At 72.0% G+C, this 20,366-nt stretch carries 22 protein-coding genes and 2 pseudogenes; 8 read left to right on the forward strand and 16 right to left on the reverse strand.

The genetic code is table 11. From position 1 onward, the window contains the following. Positions 1-208 precede the first annotated feature (208 nt). Complete coding sequence (gene map / locus C1I98_RS04990) at positions 209-1,033, reverse strand: type I methionyl aminopeptidase (protein WP_111165922.1); 825 nt, start codon at positions 1,031-1,033, stop codon at positions 209-211. Positions 1,034-1,120: 87 nt separating this feature from the next. Between map and C1I98_RS04995 the strand changes: the two genes are divergently transcribed. After that, positions 1,121-1,390: a helix-turn-helix domain-containing protein gene (locus C1I98_RS04995; RefSeq protein WP_111165883.1), complete on the forward strand. Its 270-nt coding sequence runs from the start codon at positions 1,121-1,123 to the stop codon at positions 1,388-1,390. On the opposite strand, the gene C1I98_RS05000 is transcribed toward C1I98_RS04995, so the two are convergent. Beyond that, a complete protein-coding gene (locus C1I98_RS05000; RefSeq protein WP_146607291.1) occupies positions 1,387-1,692 on the reverse strand; it encodes a hypothetical protein in 306 nt (101 codons plus the stop codon). The genes C1I98_RS04995 and C1I98_RS05000 overlap by 4 nt on opposite strands. Before the next feature lie 217 nt (positions 1,693-1,909). On the opposite strand from C1I98_RS05000, the pseudogene C1I98_RS05005 reads away from it, so the two are divergent. Next, positions 1,910-2,776: pseudogene (locus tag C1I98_RS05005) on the forward strand (LysR family transcriptional regulator); the annotation flags it as partial. 154 nt (positions 2,777-2,930) lie between these two features. Here C1I98_RS05005 and C1I98_RS43560 read toward each other — a convergent pair. Then, complete coding sequence (locus C1I98_RS43560) at positions 2,931-3,467, reverse strand: winged helix-turn-helix transcriptional regulator (RefSeq protein WP_233507174.1); 537 nt, start codon at positions 3,465-3,467, stop codon at positions 2,931-2,933. A gap of 80 nt (positions 3,468-3,547) precedes the next feature. Here C1I98_RS43560 and C1I98_RS05015 point away from each other — a divergent pair. Then, a pseudogene (locus C1I98_RS05015) lies at positions 3,548-3,859 on the forward strand (DUF899 family protein); the annotation flags it as partial. Between the two features lie 31 nt (positions 3,860-3,890). Beyond that, positions 3,891-4,748 (forward strand): MFS transporter, encoded by an 858-nt coding sequence (locus C1I98_RS05020; RefSeq protein ID WP_199536732.1) that lies wholly within the window; start codon positions 3,891-3,893, stop codon positions 4,746-4,748. Positions 4,749-4,841: 93 nt separating this feature from the next. Here the strand turns inward: C1I98_RS05020 and C1I98_RS05025 are convergent, their stop codons facing one another. Continuing rightward, a complete protein-coding gene (locus C1I98_RS05025; RefSeq protein WP_233507179.1) occupies positions 4,842-5,150 on the reverse strand; it encodes an NmrA family NAD(P)-binding protein in 309 nt (102 codons plus the stop codon). A gap of 68 nt (positions 5,151-5,218) precedes the next feature. Here C1I98_RS05025 and C1I98_RS05030 point away from each other — a divergent pair, with 68 nt between their 5' ends. Then, positions 5,219-5,560: a MarR family winged helix-turn-helix transcriptional regulator gene (locus C1I98_RS05030; protein ID WP_267898017.1), complete on the forward strand. Its 342-nt coding sequence runs from the start codon at positions 5,219-5,221 to the stop codon at positions 5,558-5,560. A 37-nt stretch (positions 5,561-5,597) separates the two neighbouring features. Here the strand turns inward: C1I98_RS05030 and C1I98_RS05035 are convergent, their stop codons facing one another. After that, positions 5,598-6,527, reverse strand: coding sequence for an NAD-dependent epimerase/dehydratase family protein (locus C1I98_RS05035; RefSeq protein WP_111165890.1), 930 nt, complete (start codon positions 6,525-6,527; stop codon positions 5,598-5,600). Between the two features lie 322 nt (positions 6,528-6,849). On the opposite strand from C1I98_RS05035, the gene C1I98_RS05040 reads away from it, so the two are divergent. After that, a complete protein-coding gene (locus C1I98_RS05040) occupies positions 6,850-7,695 on the forward strand; it encodes an alpha/beta fold hydrolase (RefSeq protein ID WP_111165923.1) in 846 nt (281 codons plus the stop codon). A gap of 22 nt (positions 7,696-7,717) precedes the next feature. On the opposite strand, the gene C1I98_RS05045 is transcribed toward C1I98_RS05040, so the two are convergent. Beyond that, positions 7,718-7,918, reverse strand: coding sequence for a hypothetical protein (locus C1I98_RS05045; RefSeq protein WP_146607292.1), 201 nt, complete (start codon positions 7,916-7,918; stop codon positions 7,718-7,720). Between the two features lie 176 nt (positions 7,919-8,094). Between C1I98_RS05045 and C1I98_RS05050 the strand changes: the two genes are divergently transcribed. Then, entirely contained in the window at positions 8,095-8,457 is a 363-nt protein-coding gene (locus C1I98_RS05050; RefSeq protein ID WP_111165892.1) for a hypothetical protein, read from the forward strand. On the opposite strand, the gene C1I98_RS05055 is transcribed toward C1I98_RS05050, so the two are convergent. The 9 genes from C1I98_RS05055 to C1I98_RS05095 form a co-directional block, all read right to left on the reverse strand. Further along, positions 8,445-9,908, reverse strand: a complete 1,464-nt coding sequence (locus C1I98_RS05055; protein ID WP_233507180.1) for a benzaldehyde dehydrogenase — start codon at positions 9,906-9,908, stop codon at positions 8,445-8,447. The two genes, C1I98_RS05050 and C1I98_RS05055, sit on opposite strands and share 13 nt — an antisense overlap. Positions 9,909-9,944: 36 nt before the next feature. Next, on the reverse strand, positions 9,945-11,060 hold the full coding sequence (locus C1I98_RS05060) for an NAD(P)-dependent alcohol dehydrogenase (protein ID WP_111165894.1): 1,116 nt from the start codon (positions 11,058-11,060) through the stop codon (positions 9,945-9,947). Continuing rightward, the gene (locus tag C1I98_RS05065) at positions 11,057-12,418 is read right to left on the reverse strand and encodes an amidase (RefSeq protein ID WP_111165895.1); all 1,362 of its coding nucleotides are present in this window, start codon (positions 12,416-12,418) and stop codon (positions 11,057-11,059) included. Before C1I98_RS05065 ends, C1I98_RS05060 begins: the two co-directional genes overlap by 4 nt. Beyond that, positions 12,402-13,439: a branched-chain amino acid ABC transporter permease gene (locus tag C1I98_RS05070; RefSeq protein ID WP_111165896.1), complete on the reverse strand. Its 1,038-nt coding sequence runs from the start codon at positions 13,437-13,439 to the stop codon at positions 12,402-12,404. The genes C1I98_RS05065 and C1I98_RS05070 overlap by 17 nt, the downstream gene beginning before the upstream one ends. Beyond that, positions 13,436-14,302: a branched-chain amino acid ABC transporter permease gene (locus C1I98_RS05075; protein WP_111165897.1), complete on the reverse strand. Its 867-nt coding sequence runs from the start codon at positions 14,300-14,302 to the stop codon at positions 13,436-13,438. The genes C1I98_RS05070 and C1I98_RS05075 overlap by 4 nt, the downstream gene beginning before the upstream one ends. A gap of 1 nt (position 14,303) precedes the next feature. Next, positions 14,304-15,044 carry an ABC transporter ATP-binding protein gene (locus C1I98_RS05080; RefSeq protein ID WP_111165898.1) on the reverse strand — a complete coding sequence of 247 codons (741 nt, stop codon included), beginning with the start codon at positions 15,042-15,044 and terminating at the stop codon, positions 14,304-14,306. Beyond that, positions 15,041-15,805, reverse strand: a complete 765-nt coding sequence (locus C1I98_RS05085; RefSeq protein WP_111165899.1) for an ABC transporter ATP-binding protein — start codon at positions 15,803-15,805, stop codon at positions 15,041-15,043. The genes C1I98_RS05080 and C1I98_RS05085 overlap by 4 nt, the downstream gene beginning before the upstream one ends. Next, positions 15,805-17,100, reverse strand: a complete 1,296-nt coding sequence (locus C1I98_RS05090; protein WP_158557917.1) for an ABC transporter substrate-binding protein — start codon at positions 17,098-17,100, stop codon at positions 15,805-15,807. The genes C1I98_RS05085 and C1I98_RS05090 overlap by 1 nt, the downstream gene beginning before the upstream one ends. Before the next feature lie 193 nt (positions 17,101-17,293). After that, positions 17,294-18,145, reverse strand: coding sequence for an IclR family transcriptional regulator (locus C1I98_RS05095; protein ID WP_111165901.1), 852 nt, complete (start codon positions 18,143-18,145; stop codon positions 17,294-17,296). A gap of 125 nt (positions 18,146-18,270) precedes the next feature. On the opposite strand from C1I98_RS05095, the gene C1I98_RS05100 reads away from it, so the two are divergent. Continuing rightward, entirely contained in the window at positions 18,271-19,761 is a 1,491-nt protein-coding gene (locus C1I98_RS05100) for an aldehyde dehydrogenase family protein (protein ID WP_111165902.1), read from the forward strand. Positions 19,762-19,771: 10 nt separating this feature from the next. Here the strand turns inward: C1I98_RS05100 and C1I98_RS05105 are convergent, their stop codons facing one another. Beyond that, positions 19,772-20,302 carry an Lrp/AsnC family transcriptional regulator gene (locus C1I98_RS05105; protein WP_111165903.1) on the reverse strand — a complete coding sequence of 177 codons (531 nt, stop codon included), beginning with the start codon at positions 20,300-20,302 and terminating at the stop codon, positions 19,772-19,774. Between the last annotated feature and the right edge of the window lie 64 nt (positions 20,303-20,366).

The raw sequence follows: 20,366 nt of genomic DNA on the forward strand, positions 1-20,366 counted from the left end.
CCCTGTGACACCTCACCGGCGGATGGGAGTACGCGGACACCACCAGAGGCGGATCGGGCATCAGACCGCCCGATCGGACCGGCGCGGGCCGAGCAAGGGGTCAGGTCAGGCGTCCCGTGCGGACAGACGCCCATAGGAGCGGTGGGAGGGGGCTACTCGGACACGGCCAAAGGGGATCGGGCCGGTGCCGGGCGAACACGGGGCCGCGTCAGGCGTCCTGTGCGGACAGGTGGCCGGTGGAACCGGCCCGCGCCGCCGGGGCCTCTGATGCGCGCCGGGTGAGCACCAGGGGGGCGTCCTCGGTGATGGCCACCGTGTGCTCGGCGTGGGCCGTGCGCGAACCGTCCGCCGAGCGGATGGTCCAGCCGTCGGCGTCGTAGATGATCTGGTCGGTCGTACGGGCGAACCAGGGTTCGAGCGCGAGGGCCAGCCCCGGCCGGAGCGTGAGGCCGCGCCCCGCCCGGCCCTTGTTGGAGACGTGCGGGCCCTCGTGCATGGTGCGGCCGATGCCGTGGCCGCCGAACTCGGTGTTGACCGGGTAGCCGTAGTCGCGCGCCACCGCCCAGATCGCCGCGGAGATGTCGCCGACGCGGTTGCCCGGACGGGCCATCTCGATCGCCGCCTCAAGCGCCTCCTCGGTGGCGCGGATGATCCGCAGGTCCTCCTCGGCGGCGGTCCCCACGATGATCGTGCGCGCCGAGTCGGCCATCCAGCCGTCGATGCCGACCGCGATGTCCGCGCTGAGCACGTCGCCGTCGCGCAGCGTGTAGTCGTGGGGCAGGCCGTGCAGGACGGCGTCGTTGACCGACAGGCAGATGACATTGCGGAACGGGCCGCGCCCGAAGGACGGCGCATAATCCCAGTAGCACGACTCCGCCCCGCGTTGCTTGATCATGCCGCGCACATGGTGTTCCAGGTCGAGGAGATTGACGCCAACGTCGGCGAGCCGGCCCACCTCGGATAGCACCTCGGCGACGAAACGCCCGGCCACATGCATGCGCTGGATCTCCGCGGGCGTCTTGAACTCGATCACGAGTACCTCACTCAACAGGTTGTCGGTATTATTATACCGGCACCCTAGCACTTGCCGGTATAATAATACCAGCCCTATCCTGGGGGCATGGTCCGTCAACCGCTCACCCCTGAGCAGATCGAAGCCGGCAGGCGTCTCGGCGCCCTGCTGCGCCACGCGCGAGGGGAACGCGACCTGACCGAAGTCGCGCACGCGGCCGGCATCTCGCCGGAGACCCTGCGCAAGATCGAGACCGGGCGCCTGCCGTCCCCGGGATTCGGCACGATCGTCTCCCTCGGCGAGGCCCTCGACGTGCCGGTGGAAGAACTGGCGGCCACCTGGCGTGGCGGCCACCTCCCGCTGGTGGCCGTCTCCTAGCCACCGTCACCGCCGGGCAGTGACGGCCCGGGGGTGTCAGCAGGTGATGGCCGCCTCCCGGTCGACCAGATCTGGTCGCCGCCCTTGTTGCCGTGCACGGAGGCGAAGAGCGTGCCCTGATAGTGCCCGCTGACGCACGGCACGGTGCTGCTCGCGGAGTGGGACTTCGCGGAACCGGCCCTCTCGCCGAACCATTCGTCGTAAGGCGCGTTGTTGTCCGGCTCCACCCCGCTCGACATGATGGTCAGCAGGCCGGCGGCGATCACCGCGGTCATCGTGGCGAATTTCCGGAGCCGATTCATGAGTCCTCCGATCGAAAGCGGTTTCCGGTACGCATGACCATATCCAGCCAATGGAAGGAGTCGATATCTCCTATGATTTCGTGCTCATCAAGGATGGCCATTGCGATTTCCCGCCTACATGACACCGCGCCCCCGCAAGGTGATCAACGATGAATCGGCGTACGTCTGACAGGCCGGGCCTGTTGACCCTGTCCAAGCCTGTCGATGCGCTGGAATCATGAGGGCCGTGGAGCTTCGTCAGCTTGAGTACGTCATCGCGGTCGCGAAAGAACTGCACTTCGGCAGGGCCGCCGCCCGGATGCACGTCACGCAGCAGTCGGTCAGCGAGCAGATCCGCAGACTGGAGCACCAGATCGGCGCCCCGCTGTTCACCCGCACCAGCCGCCGGGTGACCCTGACCGCGGTGGGCGAGGCGTTCCTGCCCGAGGCCCGCCGAACGGTGGCGGCCGCCCGGCACGCGCTCGACGCCGGCCGCCGGGCCGTCGTCGCCCCCGCGGGCGAGCTCCGCTTCGGTCACGCCGAGGACCTCGGCCCGCGGCTGTTCCAGCTCGCCGTACCCCTGTTACGCGCCCGCCTGCCCGAGGTACGGCTGGCGCCGTCTCCGATGACCACCTCCGACCAGCTCAACGCGCTCGACGACCACCGCCTGGACATCGGCTTCGGCTACTCCGAGGCCCGGCCCGGCCTTGCGTCCCTGCTGGTGGTCCGCGAGCCCTTCGTCGTCGCCGTGGCCACCGGTCATCCGCTCGCCGCCGAGGACGCCATCGATCCCGCCCGGCTCTCCCAGCAGCCGATCATCGTGAACGAGCGGGAACTCAACCCCTGGCTGCACGACCACATCGTCGGCCACCTGCGAGCCCACGGCGCCGTGGTGACGATCCACCGGGAGATCTCCAGCCTGGACCGGCTGCTGCCGCTGGTGCTCACCTGCGCGGCCATCGGGATCACGGTCGCCGCCTCCGCCGCGGCCCGGCCGTTCGCCGACGTGGTCTACCGGCCCTTCACCGACCCGTGCCCGCTCGCCGACCAGCGCATCGCCTGGCGGCGGGACACCACCGCTCCCGCCGTGCCGGCGTTCGTCGAGATCGTCCACGAGCTTCGGGACGCGGGGGCGTTCGTGCTGGGCGTACCGGGCCTGCCGGGCCCACGGGACGGACGTGCCCGCTCGCCGCGAACCCACCCCGGGGCGGTGAGAACGCCGGCCGCAGGACCATGGTGGCCGGCTGTGCGGGGCCCGGTCACCGAGAGGCCGGCCGCCTGCCGCCCGCGCGGTCGAGCGCGGCGGTGTAGGCGGCCTGCATCTGCGCGGCGATGGCAGGCCCGGCGGGGGCCGGCTGCCGGCGGGTCCCGGGGCCGAGGTGGGCTTCGCGGAGTTCGTCCATGAACGCCGCCACGGCCGCCGGACCGCCGGTGGCGAGCACCTCTCCTCGGGCGGCGTACTCATCGCCGACCGGGAGGTACCGGGTCCCCCAGGCGCCGAGCTGGACGAAGACGGGCACCAGCTGGATCGCCTGCTCGGTCAGGCTGTAGACGACCTTCTGCCGGTGCGAGGGGTCCTCGGCCTTGGTCAGCAGCCCATGCTCGACGAGCTGGGCGAGCCGGTCGGCCAGGATGTTCGACGAGATCCGCTCGGGACCGTTGAGCAGTTCACGAAAGTGCCGTGCGCCGGTAAAGATCACGTCGCGGAGGACCAGGAGGGTCCAGCGGTCGCCGAAGATCTCCAGCGACAGGTTGATCGGGCACGTCGATCGCATGTCCTTGCGCACTGCACTCATCTCCGAACCGGTTGCGTTTCGCAACATCGTCTCCTACGGTGAGAGCGGTTGCAAAACGAGAGCAGTCCAAGGAGGCACGGATGTCACTGGAGAACCTGCCCGAGGTGGTGTCGCGCGAGGAGTGGCTCGCCGCCCGCAAGGAGCTGCTGGTCAAGGAGAAGGAGCTCACCCGGGCCCATGACCGGGTGAACGCCGACCGCCGCCGGTTGCCGATGGTGCGCATCGACAAGCCGTACACGTTCGAGGGCCCGAACGGGCGCGTGAGCCTGCTCGACCTGTTCGAGGGGCGGCCCCAGTTGGTCGTCCACCACTTCATGTGGATCAACGACGTCGATGCCGAGGGAAACGAGCACCCCCGCGACACCGGCTGCCCCAGTTGTTCCTCCGCCGCCGACCGCATCGGCGACCCGAGGCAACGTGGTCGTGGCGCTGACCGGCGACTACGGCCTGTTCCTCGCGGCGCGCGCCCTCACCGGCGCGATCCAGGGCCTGTTCATCGCCACCGCGTTCACGGCGGGCACGGCGGTCGTCCCGCCCGAGCGGATGGGCCGGGCGATCGCCGTGATCATCTCCGGCGTCTCGGTGTCGGCCGCAGTGGGCGTGCCGCTGGGCACGCTGATCGGACAGGAACTCGGCCGGCGCGGCTCGTTCACCGCCATCGCCGTGCTCGCCACGCTCATGCTGATCGCCACGTCGGCGGTGGTCCCGTCGGTGCCCGGCACCGGGGGCGGCGCGGGTGACCAGGCCAGATACGCGTTCGCGCCCCGGGTGCTGGCCGTGCTGGGCCTGTGCTTCCTGGTGTTCGCGTCGCTGTACGCGGCACTGACCTACATCGTGCCGTACCTGGAGGGCGTCACCGGCATCTCCGGCGCGCTGATCGGCGTGTTCGTCCTGGTCTACGGCGCGGCCACAGCGGTGGGCTCGTTCAGCGGCGGCAGGTTCGCCGACCAGGGCGCCGGACGCACCCTGATCGTGGCGACCATCGGCGCCGCGGTCTGCCTGCTCGCGCTCTACCTCGTCGGCCCGGTCGCGTTCCTGGTGGCGCTGGTGCTGCCGGCCTGGGGGCTGTTCGCCTTCGTCACGGCGCCCTCGCTGCAGTACCGTGTCGTCAGCCTGGCCGGGCCGGGTGGCGCGCTGGCGCAGTCACTGCCCGCCTCCGCGATCAACATGGGCGTCGCGTTCGGGTCGTTCGCCGGGGGCGCGGCGATCGGTGGCTTCACCACCTCCGCCGCGATCATCACCGGCCTGGTCATCGCCGTGGTCGCCATTCCGGTGGCCTGAGCCACCGGCTTCCTGAAGCCGCCGGTGGTCAAGGACGCCACGGCATCGCGGGAGGCGGCCCGCGTCTGACGGTACCGACCGACGGGCTCTCGCCTACTGCGCCTCGCGCAGCCAGGTCTCGAAGCTCACCAGGCCGGGGAACCGTTCGCGCAGGGCCGGAAGGTCGGCCTGGTACCCCTCGTTCTCGAACCAGCCGAACATGGTGGCGGCCTCCTCCGCCTCGGCCCGCAGTTCTTCGAGGGGCTGGTGGACGAAGCGCGTCGGAGTGCCCCCGACCTTGGTGAAGACCTCGGCGATCTCGGTGACGGTCAGTTCGTCGCCCGCGATCTCGATCCGCCGGCCCAGGAACTCCCCAGGGGCCCCGAACACCTCGGCGGCGATCCGGCCGACGTCGGCGCGCACCGCTCGGCTCGCTCCTGTTCCAGGTCGTACGCCGGCACGCCACGCTCGCACACGAGCTCCTCGCCCGGATCGGGGTCACACCACCACAGGAGCTGGTGCTGCTGTACCTGGAGGATCACGGCCCGGTCCAGCAGTCGGAGCTGGTCCGCTTTCTCGGCCCGGACCGCTCGACGGTCTCGGTGACCCTCGGCGCGATGGAACGGGCCGGCCTGATCGCCCGCTCACCGTCCGAGACCCACCGCCGGGCCATGCTCGTGCGGCTCACCGCCACCGGCCGGGACCTGTGCCCGCGCACTCGTCAGGTCTGGGCCGAGCTGGAGGACCGCGCCTTCGGCGGGTTGACCACCGCGCAGCGGGGCGAGCTGGCCGCCGCCCTCGCCGCCGTGCGCGACGCGCTGGACAGGAAATGAGCACGGGCCGGCGAGGTGCGCCGGCCCGGGGTCGGAGCTACCTGGCGTGGGCGGCCAGGCCCTCATGGAGGTTGCGGTAGGCCGGGGTCCAGGCGAGGTCGCGGGTGGCCTTGGCGTGGGAGACGCGCATCTTCGTGTCGATCAGGAGACAGCCGAGGTACGGCACGGCCAGGCGGATCATCCACTGCGGGGTCACCACCGGGCGCGGAGTGCCGTGTACGCGGGCGACCGTGGTCAGGAAGTCGCGCCAGCTCATCGGTTCGTCGTCCACGATGTTGTACGCCTCGCCGGCCTTGCCCCGTTCCATCGCGGCGACCGCGGCCGAGGCGGCGTCGTCCACGTGGATGAAGGACGTGACCCCCGTCCTGCCCCGTGGGAGCACCGGCGCGTGCTTGCGCATCATGTCGGCGAACATGTCGCTGAACGCGTTCTTGCCGTAGAACATCCCGTACCGCAGCGCGATGCCCTCGATGCCGTCCGCCGCGAACACCTGCCGCTCGGTCGCCACGCTGGAGTCGGTGACCAGGTCGGCCACCGTGCCGACGTGCCTGCCGAACTCGTCGTCCTCGGTGAGCAGCCGCTCGCCGTGGTCGCAGTAGCCGTACCCGGTGATCAGCGACTGGGTGACGAACCGCCGCGCGCCGACCACGCGGGCCGCGTGCAGGAGGTTCTCCGTTCCCTTGCCGCGCAGGGCGATGGTCAGGTCATCGGGCCGCAGCTTGCGCGGAGCGCCGCGCAGCGCCGTGGCCTGGTGCATGACCACGTCGGCGCCCTGGCCGTCGACCGCGCGGAGCAGCGCTTCGCGATCCAGTACGTCGGCGATGACGGGAATCGCCCCGTAATTGGTGATGACCTGCCGTTTGGCCGGATCGCGGATGATAGCGATCACTTTGTGCCCCGCGTCGGCCAGCGCGGACAGCAGCGGAACCCCGACCGCGCCGGTGGCTCCTGCCAGCAGGACCCTCATCGCGCCCGCCTCCCCACCGAAAGGGTGACGCCGGGCGGATCGGGCGCCTTTGAGGCCACGACCACGTTCGCGATGGCCCGTGCCATGACGACCTCCATGTCTGACTTACCGAATTTGATGGCACCCATTACGACAAGTCGACAGGGCCTCACTGTGACATGGCGGGCGAAACCGATGCCCAGGGCCGTCCAGCCGAGAACACCACAGTGACCGAGATCACCTTGCGAATCGTCACAGCGGCCCGGCGGAGGTCATCTCCATGGCCGTATCGCCGGCCGTCCCGAACCGCGGCGGCGGCCCCGAGATCTTCCAAGGAGCGCCGATGACCACCACCACCCCGCTGCTGTTCGTCCACGGCTTCTGGCACGGTTCCTGGTGCTGGAGCGAGGTGCTCGCCCACGTCGCCGACTCCGGCCGGCAGGCCCTGGCCGTGGACCTGGCCGGGCACGGATGGCGCGCCCGGCGTCCGGAGTCGGTCACCGGACGGCCGTTCTCCCCCGAGCGCCTGGCCACCGAGAAATCACCGGTGGCGGACGTCGATCTCGACCAGGCCGGTGACCTGCTGGTGTCCCAGATCAGGCGGCTGGGGCGGGGCGGGCCGGTCACGGTCGTGGCGCACAGCATGGGCGGGTCCGTCCTGACGCGCGCCGCCGAGCAGGCCCCCGAACTGATCGCGCACGCGGTGTACCTGGCGGCGTTCATGCCCGCCTCCGGCGTCTCGGCCATGGAGTGCGCCACGATGCCGGAGAACGCGGGCGAGCTGATCGCCCCGTCGGTGCGGGCCGACCCGGGGGCGGTGCGGGCGCTGCGGCTCGACACCGTCTCGGCCGAGCCCGCCTATCGCGCCCAGCTCCGCCAGGCGTTCTACGGCGACCTCGACCCGGCCGACGCCGACGCCGCGCTCGGGCTGCTGACGCCGGACGCGCCCCTCGGGATCGCGCTGGGCACCACCACGCTGACCAGCGACGGCTGGGGCTCGGTGCCCCGGACGTACGTGGGGTGCGCGCAGGACATGACCATCCGGCCGCCACTCCAGCGGAAGTTCATCGACGACGCCGACGCCGCCTTCCCCGGCAACCCGACGTTGACCGTCGCACTGGACGCCGCCCACTCGCCGTTCCTGTCGATGCCGGACCGGGTCGCCGAGATCGTCGGCGGGCTCGGCTGACGCGGCGCGGCCGCCGTACCGGTCAGTTCCGCTTGGACCTGCTGTCCTCCACCCAGAGGAACCAGCAGTAGACCCCGAAGACCACGGCGGCCGGCGCCACGAGCACGATCTTCCAGGCCCCCGGAACGACGACCATCAGCACCACGACGGCCAGCACACCAAGGCCGATCTTCTTCAGGAGCGACATCGACACCCTTCCACGCAGGTGATCGAAATTGTCCACTTCGTCCTCCGGCGAAGTCCAGCCATCGGCCACCAGAAATTTGGGACCGTTCCGGTTGTCCCAGAATCGGGGTATTTCCTCGTCAACTACTCGGCCGAGGAGTAACATCCCGTCGGCGGCGTAGGGCGGGGGCCGATCGCCCTACGCCGCCCTGGCCGCCCGCCGCCCATCGGTATATGCCCGAAGTGACCTCATCAACATGGGATCGCACGCAACTCGCCGTCGCCGAGTACACCAGCCTGCGTGCGGAGATCGTCCAGCTCACCGGATTACGGACCCAGCTCATCGGCGGATCGGTGGTGGTGTTCGGCGTCGTGCTCTCCGTCGGCTTCGAGGCCGGCAACACGGCCGTCGTCCTCGTCTACCCGCTGCTGTCCCTGGTGCTCGGGATCGCGTGGCTCTACAAGGCGCACCTGATCACCAGGATCGCGGCCTACCTGCGCGAGAGGGTGGAAGGCCGGGTGATCTTCGCCGTGTGGCGGGAACCGGCCCCGGAGCTCGCCGGGGCCGGGCCGCGCCGGGCGGGTCAGAAGGGGTAGGCCGGGGGTTCGCCGCGCATGGTGATCCAGCGGGTCTCGGTGAACGCCTCGATGTTGGCCTGAGCGCCGCCGAAGCGGGAGCCGGTGCCGGAGGCGAGGACGCCGCCGAACGGGGCGTTGGCCTCGTCGTTCACCGTCTGGTCGTTGATGTGGACGATGCCGGTCGGGATGCGTTCGGCGGCGGCGAGGCCGCGCATCACGTCGCGGGTCACGATGCCCAGGGCCAGGCCGTAGTCGCTCGCGGACGCCAGCCGTACCGCCTCCTCGGTCGAGGTGACCCGGGTGACGGGCGCGACCGGGCCGAACACCTCGTCGGCGAACGCGGGCGCGGTCAGCGGGACGTCGGCCAGCACGGTGGGCCGGTAGAACAGCTCCTGGTAGGCCCCGCCGCCGGCGAGCCGGGCGCCCTGCTCGACGCTGGCGGTGACCAGGCGGTGGATCTTGTCGCGCTGTCCCGCGTCGATGACGGGGCCGAGCGCGACCTCGCCGGCCGCCGGGTCGCCGACCGTCAGTGCGGCGGCCTTGTCCGCGAGGCGTTCGACGAACGCGTCGTACAGCCCGTCGGCGACCAGGTGACGGCCCGTGGTCATGCAGATCTGCCCCTGGTGGAAGAACGAGCCCCAGGCGGCCAGGGTGGCGGCCTGGTCCACGTCCGCGTCGTCGAGGATCAGCAGCGCGGAGTTGCCGCCGAGTTCGAGGTGCGCGCGCTTGAGGTGCCGTCCGGCGAGCTCGCCGATCCGGCGGCCGACGGCGGTGGAGCCGGTGAAGGAGATGACCCGTACGCTCGGATGGGTGATCAGGGCCTCCCCGACCTCCGGGCCGCCGGGCAGCATCTGCAGCACGCCCGGGGGCAGGCCGGCCTCCTCGAACACGCGGGCCATCAGGGTCCCGCCGGTCACCGCGGTGCGCGGGTCGGGCTTGAGGATGACCGCGTTGCCGAGCGCGAGCGCTGGGGCCACCGAGCGGATGCCGAGGATGATGGGCACGTTGAAGGGGGAGATCACCACGACCACCCCGGCCGGCATCCGCCGGGCCATGGACAGGCGGGGCTGCTCGGAGGGCAGGATCTCACCGATCGCCCGCCCGGGCAGCCCGGCGGCCTCGTAACACTCCTCCGCCGCCACGTGCAGCGAGAATTCGGCCATGCCGGGGACCGCGCCGACCTCGCGGATGTTCCAGCCGCGGATCTCCTCGGTGTGCTGCTGCCACAGGTCTCCGGCCCGGCGCAGGACGGCGGCGCGGGCCGTGTGCGGCATCGCCGCCCACTCGCGCTGGGCCTCGGCCGCGGCGGTGGCGGCCTCGGCGACGTCCTCGGCCCCGGCCATTCCCATCCGGCCGAGTTCGGCCCCGGTGGCGGGCTCGATGACGGGATAGTCGCCGCCGCGCCCGGCCGTCCACTCGCCCTTCTTGAAGATGTTCCCCTGCCAGTCGACGCCGTCGAGCAGTGTCACTGAGCTCCCTCTCCCTTGTCTCATGTCGCTCGTGTCTCAATGGTCCATGCGGAGGATCGGTTTGATCACTTCGCCGCGGCGGCTCGCCGCGAGCGCCTCGCCGATCTCCCCCAGCTCATAGAAGCGGGCCAGCCGGTCGAACGGGAAGCGGCCCTGCCGGTGCAGCTCGATCAGCGCGCCGATCAGGGGCTGCGCGCGGCCGCTGCCGCCGAGCGTGCCGACGATCCGCTTGCCCCACAGGGTGGACAGGTGGTCCAGGCCGAACTCCGCCCCGGCCGGGGCGCCGCCGATCAGCACGCAGGTGCCGAGCATCCCGACGCTGTCGGCCGCCTGCCGGACGACCGAGATGACGCCGGTGCACTCCAGGGCGTGGTCGGCGGGCCCGTCGCACAGGCGGCGCACCTCGGCGACGGGGTCGGCCGCGCGGGCGTCCACGGTGTGGGTGGCCCCCAGTTCGGCGGCCAGCGCCAGCCGGGCGGGGTGCCGGTCCACCGCGATGATCGTGGTGGCCGGGGTGAGCCGGGCGGCCATCACCGCGGCCAGGCCGACCGCGCCGACGCCGTACACGACCAGGCTCGCCCCGGGGGCGGGGCGCAGGGTGTTCAGCACGGCACCGGCGCCGGTGGAGAACCCGCAGGCCAGCGGCCCCAGCAGGGCCAGCGGCGCGTCCTTGGGCACCACGACCAGGGCCTCGGCCCAGGTGAGCGAGTAGGTCGCGAACGAGGACTGGCCGAAGAAGTGGCTGTGCACCGGGGTCCCGCCGGGGCGGCGCAGCGCCGGCCGCCCGGCGCTCGGGCCGAGCAGCCGCCCGCCCCCGCACAGCGCCTCGCCGAGCCGGGCGCAGTACCTCGGCTCGCCGTCCCGGCAGTTGCGGCACGTGCCGCAGGAGGGCCAGCCGATGACCACGTGGTCGCCCGGCCGTACCGCGGTGACGTCGTCGCCCACCGCGACGACCACCCCCGCGCCTTCGTGCCCGAGCACGCCGGGGAACGGCATCGGCAGGTCGCCGTGCCGGGTGATCTCGTCGGTGTGGCAGATCCCGGAGGCGACGATCCTCACCAGCGCCTCCCCCGGCCCTGGTTCGTCGAGTTCCAGTTCCTCGACGCGGAACGGCGCGCCGAGCTCTTCCACGACGGCGGCGGACACCTTCATCGGGGGTTCCTCCCGGCTGCGAAGGGGGACGGCAGTGGCGGAGTCAGGCTCTCCACCAGGCGGGCCACGCGCAGTACGGCCTCGTCGCGCATCGCCGCGCCGATGATCTGCAGGCCGACCGGCAGGCCGTCGGCGAGCGCCACCGGCACCGAGATCGCCGGGAGCCCGGCGACGTTGCAGGGCGAGGTGAGCCGGGTCAGCACCGGCTCGATGGGCCATTCGCGGCCCTCGATCGTGACGGTCATCGCGCCGATGGGCGGGGCGAGGATCGGTACCGTGGCACTGACCAGCACGTCGTGGGCGGCCAGCGCGTCGCGCAGGGCGGCGGTGGAGCGGCGCAGCGCCGCCTCGTGCCGCTCGGTCTCCGCGGCCGAGGGCGGGGCCTTGCGCATCAGCTCGGCGATGTCCGGCCCGAACAGCGCGGGGTCGCGCTCGAACGCCTCCCGGTGGAACGCCCCCGCCTCGCGGACGATCCGCTCCAGCGCCGCGTACGGCATGAGCGGCTGGTCGGCCACGGCTACGTCCGTCACCCGCGCGCCGTGCCCGTCCAGCAGGGCGCGGACGTCCGCGAGCGCGGCCCGCACCTCGGGCGCGAGCACCGCGTCGTACCAGCCGCCCAGCCAGCCCACCCGCGGCTCGTCCGGGTGGTCCCGCGGCAGCGGGCCGGCCAGGGCGGCGGTCAGCGCGGCGGCGTCGTCCACCGTGCGCGCCAGCACCCCGAGGTGGTCCAGCGAAGGGGCCAGCGGCAGCACGCCGTCCAGCGGAATCCGGCCGCGGGTCGGCTTGAAGCCGACGCAGCCGCTCAGCGCGGCCGGGATGCGCACGCTGCCGGCCGTGTCGGAGCCGAGCGCCCCCAGCGAACTGCCCGCCGCCACGGAGGCCGCCGACCCGCCGGAGGACCCTCCGGGGATGCGGCCCCGCCGGTAGGGGTTGTGCGTGGGGCCGAAGAACGGGCTGTCGGTGCGCCCGCCCCAGGCGAGTTCATGGGTGGTGTGTTTGCCGAGGAGCACCGCGCCCGCGCGGCGCAGGCCGCGCACCGCGCTCGCGTCCCGCTGCGGCACGTTATCGGCGAACACAGGCGAGCCGTAGCGGGTGGGGACGCCCGCCGTGTCGATCAGGTCCTTGATGCCGATGGGCAGGCCGTGCAGCGGGCCCCGCCGTACGCCGCGGGCCGCCTCCGCGCTCAGCGCGGCCGCCTCGGCGCGGGCCCGCTCGGCGGTCACCGTGACGTAGGCGTGCAGGCCAGGTTCGGTGGCCTCGATCCGGCTCAGCAGGTGCTCGGTCAGCTCCGCGGGCGTGATCTCGCCGCGGGCGATGGCGGCGATGGCCGCCGTGGCGGTCTCAGCGGGAAGCGGCATCGCCGCCCCCCTCCCTGACGTGGTAGCCGACCGGGAACAGGCTCAGCCCGGTCCGGTCGCGTACCAGGCCCCACAGCCCGCCGGGCAGCCAGAGCGCCGCCGCGACGCCGACCGCGCCGAGCAGCACCAGGTACCACGAGCCGTAGTCGGCGAGCACCTGCTGCAACGCGAAGAACACCAGCGCCCCGAGCAGCGGGCCCTCGATGTAGCCGATCCCGCCGATCACCACGATGAAGATCATGTACGCGGACCACTGCACGCTGAAGATGGCGTCGGGGTTGACGCTGAGCGAGCTGATCGTGATCACCCCGCCGGCCGCGCCGCAGCCCGCCGCCGAGATGAGGTAGACCAGCCGCTTGGCCCGCGTCACGTCGATCCCGGCCGAGCTGGCCGCGGTCTCCTCGTCGCGCACGGCCATCAGCGACAGGCCGACCCGGCCGCGCAGCAGCAGGTAGCACCCGCCGATGGTGGCCAGCGCGAGGGCGAGCGCGATCCAGTACGTGAGCGCGCCGCGGAGGGTCTGGTCGATGCCGGACATTCCGGAGAGGCCCTTCCCGCTGCCGCCGCCCACGCCGTCGATCCGCACCACCAGCAGCCGGTACACCTCGGCGATCACCCAGGTCCCGACCGCGAAGTAGTCGCCGCGCAGCCGGAACGCCAGCCAGGAGGTGGGCACCGCGAACAACGCGCAGGTGAGCGCGCCGAGCGGGACCGCCAGGTACGGCTGCACGCCCTGGTCGGCCAGCGCGATGACGCTGTAGGCGCCGATGCCGATGTAGGCCTGCTGCCCCACCGACACCAGCCCGCCGAACCCGGCCAGCAGGTTCCACATGCTCGCCAGCGCGATCAGCACGAACAGGTTGACCAGCGTGTCGGTGACCGTGCTGAACACCAGGAACGGGAGCGCCGCCAGGACCACCGCGATCAGCGCCATGGCCGCGCCCGACACCTTGGAGGACCTGGCCGCGCGGCTCACCCGGACCTGCGCCGCCCGCGCGATCAGCGTCTGTGACAGTGTCATGCGGCCCTTCCCGCGAGCAGGCCCTGCGGCCGGAAGGCCAGCACGGCGAGGAAGATGAGATGCCCGGCCAGCAGGGTCAGCGCCGGGTCGACCTGCGCGCTCAGCGACTGGGCGACGCCCAGGACCATCCCGCCGAGCAGCGTTCCCCACAGGGAGCCGAGCCCGCCGATGACGACGGCCTCGAAGGCGAAGATCAGCCGGGAGGGTCCGATGGACGGGTCGAACGACGAGCGCATCGCGAACATCAGCCCGGCCAGCGCGACGGTGGCGAACGCGATGGCGGTGGCGATGCCGTACACGTGCCTGCTGTCGGCGCCCATGAGGCTCGCGGTCTCCCGGTCGTCGGCGGAGGCGCGCAGCATCCGGCCGAGCCCGGTGCGCGACAGGAACACCTGGATGCCCGCCAGGGCGGCGCAGGCCAGCAGGAACGTCGTCAGCGACAGGTAGCCGACCGAGGTGGAGTCGGTGAGGTGGAAGGAGGCGGTGGCGAAAGAGCCGCCGTCGAGCGTGCGGGTGTCCGCGGAGAAGACCTCCAGCAGGATGTTCTGCAGCACGATGGACAGGCCGAAGGTGACCAGCAGGGTGGCCAGCGGGCCCGCGCCCAGGCTGCGTTGCAGCAGTACCCGCTGGGTCAGGTAGCCGAGCAGGGCGAACAGCGGCACGGTCACCACCATCACGACCCACAGCGGCAGCCCGGTCCCGCTGACCAGCGCGAGCGCCAGGAACGAGGCGACCACCGCGAGGTCGCCGTGCGCGAGGTTGACGATCCGCATGACGCCGAACATCAGCGACAGGCCGGTCGCGAACAGCGCGTACAGGCCGCCGAGCAGCAGCCCCTGGACGATGGCGTTGAGCCAGCCCATGTCAGTCGCCTCCCTTTCCCGGGGTCCCCCCGGCGTACGCCGTCCCGATGCCGAAGTAGGCGTGCTCGACCTGCTCGGGGGTCAGCTCCCTGGGCCGCCCGCGCAGCACGGACCGGCCTTCCAGCAGGCAGTGCAGCCGGTCGGCGACGCGCATGGCCTGAGAGACGTCCTGCTCGACGAGCAGCGCGGTGGTGCCGGCGGTGACGATGTCCGGCAGCACCTCGTAGATGCGGCGGACCACCACCGGCGCGAGCCCGAGTGACAACTCGTCGATGAGCAGCAGCGCGGGGTTGGACAGCAGCGCCCTGCCGATCGCCACCGCCTGCTGCTCGCCGCCGGAGAGCTGGGCGGCGTTCTGCGCGCGCCGGTCGGCCATCCAGGGGAACAGCTCGTACACGCGGGCGAGGTTCCAGGCGCCGGGTCGCCCGCGGTATGCGCCGGCCAGCAGGTTCTCCTCCACCGTCAGGGACCGGAACAGCCGCCGCCCCTCCGGCACCAGCGCGATGCCCGCCGGCACCCGTTTGTGGGCGGGCATCCTGGTGATGTCCCTGCCGTCGAGCGTGATGGACCCCGACGCCGGCGGGTTGAGCCCGGCCACGGCCCGCAGCAGCGTGGACTTGCCCGCGCCGTTGGCGCCGATGATCGCCAGTACCTCGCCGCGCTCCACCTCCAGGCTGAGCCCGTCCACCGCGCGCAGTTGACCGTGGTAGACGGTGAGGTCGCGGATCGACAGCAGCGTCATGCCCCCTCCTCCGGCGCGCTCGTCCCGGAACCGGTCTCAGGACCGGCCCCGAGGTACAGTTCGCGCACCTTGCGGTCGGCGAGCACGTGCATCGGCTCGCCGTCGGCGACGACGTCGCCGCCGGCCAGGCAGATCATCCGCTCGACGGTGCTGACCAGCGCGTGGACGACGTGCTCGATCCACACCACGCCCAGCCCTTCGGCGTGCAGCCGCCCGACGACCTCGACGAGTTCGTGCACCTCGGGCTCGGTCAGCCCGCCGGCGACCTCGTCCAGCAGGAGCAGCCGGGGGCCGGTGCCGAGCGCGCGGGCCATCTCCAGGCGCTTGCGCTGCAACAGCGTGAGCCGGCCCGCCGGGGTGTTGGCGAGGGGGGCCAGGCCGGTGCGCTCAAGTACGTCCATCGCGTGCGCCCACGCCTGCCGGCCTTTGAGGCCCGCCCCCTGGTGGCCGCAGACCAGCACGTTCTCGAAGACGGTCAGGTGCGAGAAGGGCCGCGGCACCTGGTAGGTGCGCCCGATCCCGGCCCTCGTGCGGGCGTGCGGCGGGGCGCCGGTGATCTCCCGCCCGGCGAACCACACCGTCCCCCGGTCCGGCCGGAGGTCACCGGAGATCATCCCGAACAGGCTGGACTTGCCCGCCCCGTTCGGGCCCACGATCCCCAGCGCCTCCCCGGCCCGCACCGACAGGGAGAGGTCGCCGGCGACGGTCACCTTGCCGAAGCTCTTGGTGATGCCGGTAAGGCGCAGCAGTGGCTCGGTCATCAGGCGTTGGTGGGCAGCAGGTCGCCGCCGATGGGGACGGCCTTGTTGGCGGAGTTGTCCACGATCACCACGTCCCAGGGGAACCGCTCGCCCTTGCGCCACTGGCCGCCGACCGGGTGCTGGAGCGCGATGCCGGGCTGCGGGCCCGCGGTGAAGTCGAGGTCGCCGCTCATGCACCTGATCTTCATGCCGCGCAGCTTGGCGGCCACCTCGTCCCGGTCCTTGGGGTCGCTCGCCTCCTTGAACGCCTGGATGGCGATCTCGAACAGCGAGTACACCGAGCCGAGGGCCTGGGTCCACTGCTTGCCGGTCTCGGCGGCGAAGTCGTCGGCGAGCTGCTTGGCGGACTTGCCGTCCAGGACGGACTTGTAGGGGTGGGCCGGGCTCCACCAGAAGTCGGTGGCGATGTTGGCGGCGAGCCCGCCCAGCGCCTCGGCCTCGGAGGGGAACAGCATGACCTTGGCGACGGTGGCCAGCTTGGGCTTGAAACCCTGCTGGCGGGCCTGCTTCCAGAAGGTCTGGAAGTCCGGGGGGATCGGGGTGCAGGTGAACAGGTCGGCGCCGGACTCCTTGAAGGTGGCGATCTGCGCGGTGAAGTCGGTGGCGCCGTTCTGGTAGGCGCCGCCGTCCACCGGGGTGTAGCCGGACTTCTTCATCATCGGCCCGAGCCCCTGCCGGAAGGCGTTGGCGTCGGTGTCGTTGGGCCACAGCGCGGCCACGTTCTTGGAGGAGACGTCGGCGCGGTCCCACATCGGGAAGAAGCAGTCGGCGAACTCCTGCATGCCGAAGAAGAACAGCGTCGTGTACTTGAAGCCCTCGCCCGGCTTGCCGCCCCGGCCGTGGAACCACGCCTCCCACGGGGCGATCGTGGTGACGTTCGGGATGCCGTTGGCCTCGCACTGGTCGGCCACCGGGTTGGTGGTGTCGGGCGTGGAGGACCCGACGATGAGGTCCACCTTGTCGCTGTTGATCAGTTGCCGGGTGACCTCGGTGGCGCGGTTGGGGTTGGACTGGGTGTCCTTGACGACGATCTCGATCCGCCGCTTGACGCCGCCCGCCGTGAAGCCGCCGCGCACCGCCTGCTGGATCTGCTTGACCACGAAGTTGTCGGCGGTGGCGAATCCGGCCAGCGGCCCGGTCTGGGGGCTGACGTAGCCGATCTTGAGTACGTCCGACGACGAGCCGCCGGTGCCCTTCAGGCCGCCGCAGGCGCTCACCAGGGAGGCGCCGCCGAGGGCGGCCGCCCCGCTGAGGAAGGAACGGCGGCCCAGGCCGCCCGTGGGGATGTCGCGCACGGCAAACTCCTTAGTCGACGGTGTTCGCGGGCATCGCTCGTCGCCGGGACACCGCGGTCGCTCTTCGAGGGCACAACTCGCTCGTCCACCCCCAGGGAAGACCGGATCTCGGGTGGCGGGAAGTTGCCCTGACCGTATGGTCCGGCCAGCGCCAGAGCAACGGTGGGTTTCGATGAGTGAAACGCGATTTGTGCTATTGGAACGACTGCTGGCCGCGCGGGCGGTAGCCGAGGCGCTTGGAGATCTCGGCGGCCGTGCGCCGCAACGGCGGCTCCAGCCGGGCGGCCAGCGCCTCCATGGTGGCCGGCGCGCTGGTCAGGTGGACCGCGACGTTGACCGCGGCGACGACCTCGCCCGCGCGGTCGCGGACCGGCGCGGCGAACGAGCGCAGGCCCGGGGCCAGCTCCTCGTCGTTGACCGCCACGGCGCTCTGGCGCACCTTGGCCAGGGCCGCGAGCAACTGCTCCCGGTTGGTGATCGTCTTGGGGCCGCGCCGGGCCAGGTCGGTGCGGTCGAGGATCTGCCGGAGCGCCGCCGGGTTCTTGTGCGCCAGCAAGACCTTGCCCATCGAGGTGCAGTAGGCGGGCAGCCGGGAGCCGACGTGCAGGTTGAGGTCCATGGCCAGGGCGTTTCGCCGGCTGCTGCGCCTGCGGTCGACGTAGACGACGTCGGGGCCGTCGCACAGCGCCATGCTCACGGTGAAGCCGGTCTCATCGGCCAGGGCCTGGAGCAGCGGGCCGGCGACCCGGGTCAGCTCCATGGAGTCGATCGCCGCGAAGCCGAGGTCGACCACCCGCGGGCCGAGGAAGTACTTCCTGGTCTCCGGGTCCTGGCGGATGTACTCGAGCTTGGTCAGCGTGGCGACGTAGCGGTAGGTGGTGCTCTTGTTGAGCCCGACCGCCCGCGCGAGGTCGGCGATCCCGAGCACGGAGCGGTCGCCGCCGAAGGCCGACAGGATGCGCAGGCCGCGCTCCAGGGACACCGAGAAGGCGCTGGAGTCGCCCTTGGCACGGCCGCGGGGACGGGGAGGCTCGTCGTCGCTCACATCGTCAGGATACGGTCTGTTGGTTTCAGATATTCAAACGCTTTTGACTGCCGTGCCGATCGCGTGAACGCTGCTGGCCGACACAGCCGTACGAGACGCCGACCCGAGCGAGGAGACCCGACCCGATGGCCGAGGCGGAGCCCACCTGGGGCGGCGGGGTCAAGCCGCGCGCCGGACACTTCATCGGCGGCGAATGGACGCCCGCCGGTTCCGGCCGCCGCTATGCGAACCGCTCGCCGTGGTCCGGCGCGGTGCTGGGCGAGGTCGCCGCGGGCGACGGAGATGACGCGAACCTGGCCGTCGCCGCGGCGCACCAGGCGTTTCGCGACTGGTCGCGGGCGCTGCCCGCGGCGCGCCAGCGGGTCTTCCTGCGCGCGGCCGACCTGCTGGAGTCGCGCCAGGCCGAAGTGCTCGCCGACCTGGCCGCCGAGACCGGCTGCGGCCGGCACTTCGCCACCGTCCAGACCGACTTCGCGGTCCGGCTGCTGCGCCAGGCCGCGCAGCTCACGTACCGGCCGATCGGCGAGGTGCTGCCCTCCGACATCGCGGGCACCCAGGCCATGGCGGTGCGGCGGCCCGTCGGCGTGGTGGCCGCGATCGTGCCGTGGAACGCCTCGCTCGCCCTGTCCGGGCGGGCGATCGTCGGGCCGCTCGCCCTCGGCAACACCGTGGTGCTCAAGCCCTCGGAGGAGTCGCCCTACACCGGAGGCGGGCTGTGGGCGCGGATACTGACGGAGGCCGGGCTGCCCGCGGGGGTGCTCAACGTCGTCACGCACGCCCCCGGCGAGGCGAGCCGCATCGCCGACACCCTGCTGGCGAGCCCCCTGGTCAAGCGGATCAACTTCACCGGCTCGACGCCGACCGGAAGGCGGCTGGCCGAGAAGGCCGGCGGGCACCTCAAACGGCTGGTGCTCCAGCTCAGCGGGCAGAACCCGCTGATCGTCACCGCGGACGCCGACCTCGGCTACGCCGTGGACGCCGCCGTGTACGGGGCGTTCATCCACCAGGGGCAGGTGTGCATGTGCGCGCGGCGGATCTACGTCGAGCGCCCGCTCGCCGCCGAGTTCATCGAGCGGTTCGGGGCGAGGGCGGCGGCGCTGCCCGCCGGAGACCCCGCGGACCCGGAGACCGTCGTCGGGCCGGTGATCAACGAATGGGCGCTCGCCCTGCTCGACCGGCGGGTCAGGGAGGCCGAAGGGCTCGGCGCCCGCGTGGTGGCGGGCGGCGTGCCCGCGCCGCCCTGCTATCCGGCCACCGTGCTCACCGACGTGCCGGACGAGGCGGAGATCGCGCAGGGCGAGACGTTCGGGCCGGTGGTGATCGTGGAGGTGGCGGACTCCGCCGAGCAGGCGGTCGCCCGCGCCAACGGCTCCGACTTCGGGCTGGCGGCCTCGGTCATCACCGGCGACCCGCGCCGCGGCCTGGCCCTGGCCACGATGCTGGACGTCGGCATCGTCCACGTGAACGACCAGCCGGTCAACGACGAGCCGCACATGCCGTTCGGGGGGGTCAAGGACAGCGGCTGGGGGCGGTTCGGGCTGGGGTTCGCCGCCGAGGAGTTCTGTGAGCTCCAGTGGGTCACCGTACGCGACCAGGACCGCGCGTTCCCCTTCTAGTGCATCGGGGTCAGCGGCTCCCGGTCATGCCCGAGACCCAGCGCCTGGACTCGGTGGGATAGCCGTCGTCGAAGATCAGCCAGGTCCTGGTGGAGCGGACCCCCCGCACGGCGTGGATGCGGGCCAGCACGACATCGCGCAGCGAGGCGTTGTCCGGCGTGCGGACCAGCATGACCAGGTCGAAGTCACCGCCGACGAAGGCCAGGTGCTCGATGTGCGGGACCTCGCGCAGCCGCGCCAGGACCGCCCGCCAGGCGTGCTGGTCGATGGTGACCAGCACGTACGCCCCGGTGCCGAGTCCGGCGCGGACCGGGTCCACCCTGGCCGTGAACCCGGTGATCACGCCCTCGCCGAGCAGGCGTTCCAGCCGCGCGTAGGCGTTGGAACGCGACACGTTGACCCGTTCGGCGAGCGCGCGGATGGACAGCCGGCCGTCGGTCTGCAACTCGCGGATGATCGCCCTGTCGATGTCGTCCAGGACGGCCGCAGTTCGTCCTGCCGGAACCGGGGCAGGTGGGCCTGGGGTGTGCAACTGGTCCATGAAAGCTCCGCTCGACGGCCATATGTCCGTGCTTTCGGCCGAGTGTTGAGACTTATGGCCGAAC

The organism is Spongiactinospora gelatinilytica (assembly GCF_003236385.1).
Taxonomy (GTDB): domain Bacteria; phylum Actinomycetota; class Actinomycetes; order Streptosporangiales; family Streptosporangiaceae; genus Spongiactinospora; species Spongiactinospora gelatinilytica.

Coding starts and splice junctions, on each gene's coding strand:
- C1I98_RS05060 (WP_111165894.1), bottom strand. CDS start 11,060: ATGAAGGTGTCCGCCGCCGTCGTGGAAGAGCTCGGCGCGCCGTTCCGC.
- C1I98_RS05040 (WP_111165923.1), top strand. CDS start 6,850: ATGACCACCACCACCCCGCTGCTGTTCGTCCACGGCTTCTGGCACGGT.
- C1I98_RS43560 (WP_233507174.1), bottom strand. CDS start 3,467: ATGAGTGCAGTGCGCAAGGACATGCGATCGACGTGCCCGATCAACCTG.
- C1I98_RS05080 (WP_111165898.1), bottom strand. CDS start 15,044: ATGACGCTGCTGTCGATCCGCGACCTCACCGTCTACCACGGTCAACTG.
- C1I98_RS05000 (WP_146607291.1), bottom strand. CDS start 1,692: ATGAATCGGCTCCGGAAATTCGCCACGATGACCGCGGTGATCGCCGCC.
- C1I98_RS05085 (WP_111165899.1), bottom strand. CDS start 15,805: ATGACCGAGCCACTGCTGCGCCTTACCGGCATCACCAAGAGCTTCGGC.
- C1I98_RS05065 (WP_111165895.1), bottom strand. CDS start 12,418: ATGCCGCTTCCCGCTGAGACCGCCACGGCGGCCATCGCCGCCATCGCC.
- C1I98_RS05075 (WP_111165897.1), bottom strand. CDS start 14,302: ATGGGCTGGCTCAACGCCATCGTCCAGGGGCTGCTGCTCGGCGGCCTG.
- C1I98_RS05070 (WP_111165896.1), bottom strand. CDS start 13,439: ATGACACTGTCACAGACGCTGATCGCGCGGGCGGCGCAGGTCCGGGTG.
- C1I98_RS05100 (WP_111165902.1), top strand. CDS start 18,271: ATGGCCGAGGCGGAGCCCACCTGGGGCGGCGGGGTCAAGCCGCGCGCC.
- C1I98_RS05050 (WP_111165892.1), top strand. CDS start 8,095: ATGCCCGAAGTGACCTCATCAACATGGGATCGCACGCAACTCGCCGTC.
- C1I98_RS04995 (WP_111165883.1), top strand. CDS start 1,121: ATGGTCCGTCAACCGCTCACCCCTGAGCAGATCGAAGCCGGCAGGCGT.
- C1I98_RS05035 (WP_111165890.1), bottom strand. CDS start 6,527: ATGAGGGTCCTGCTGGCAGGAGCCACCGGCGCGGTCGGGGTTCCGCTG.
- C1I98_RS05105 (WP_111165903.1), bottom strand. CDS start 20,302: ATGGACCAGTTGCACACCCCAGGCCCACCTGCCCCGGTTCCGGCAGGA.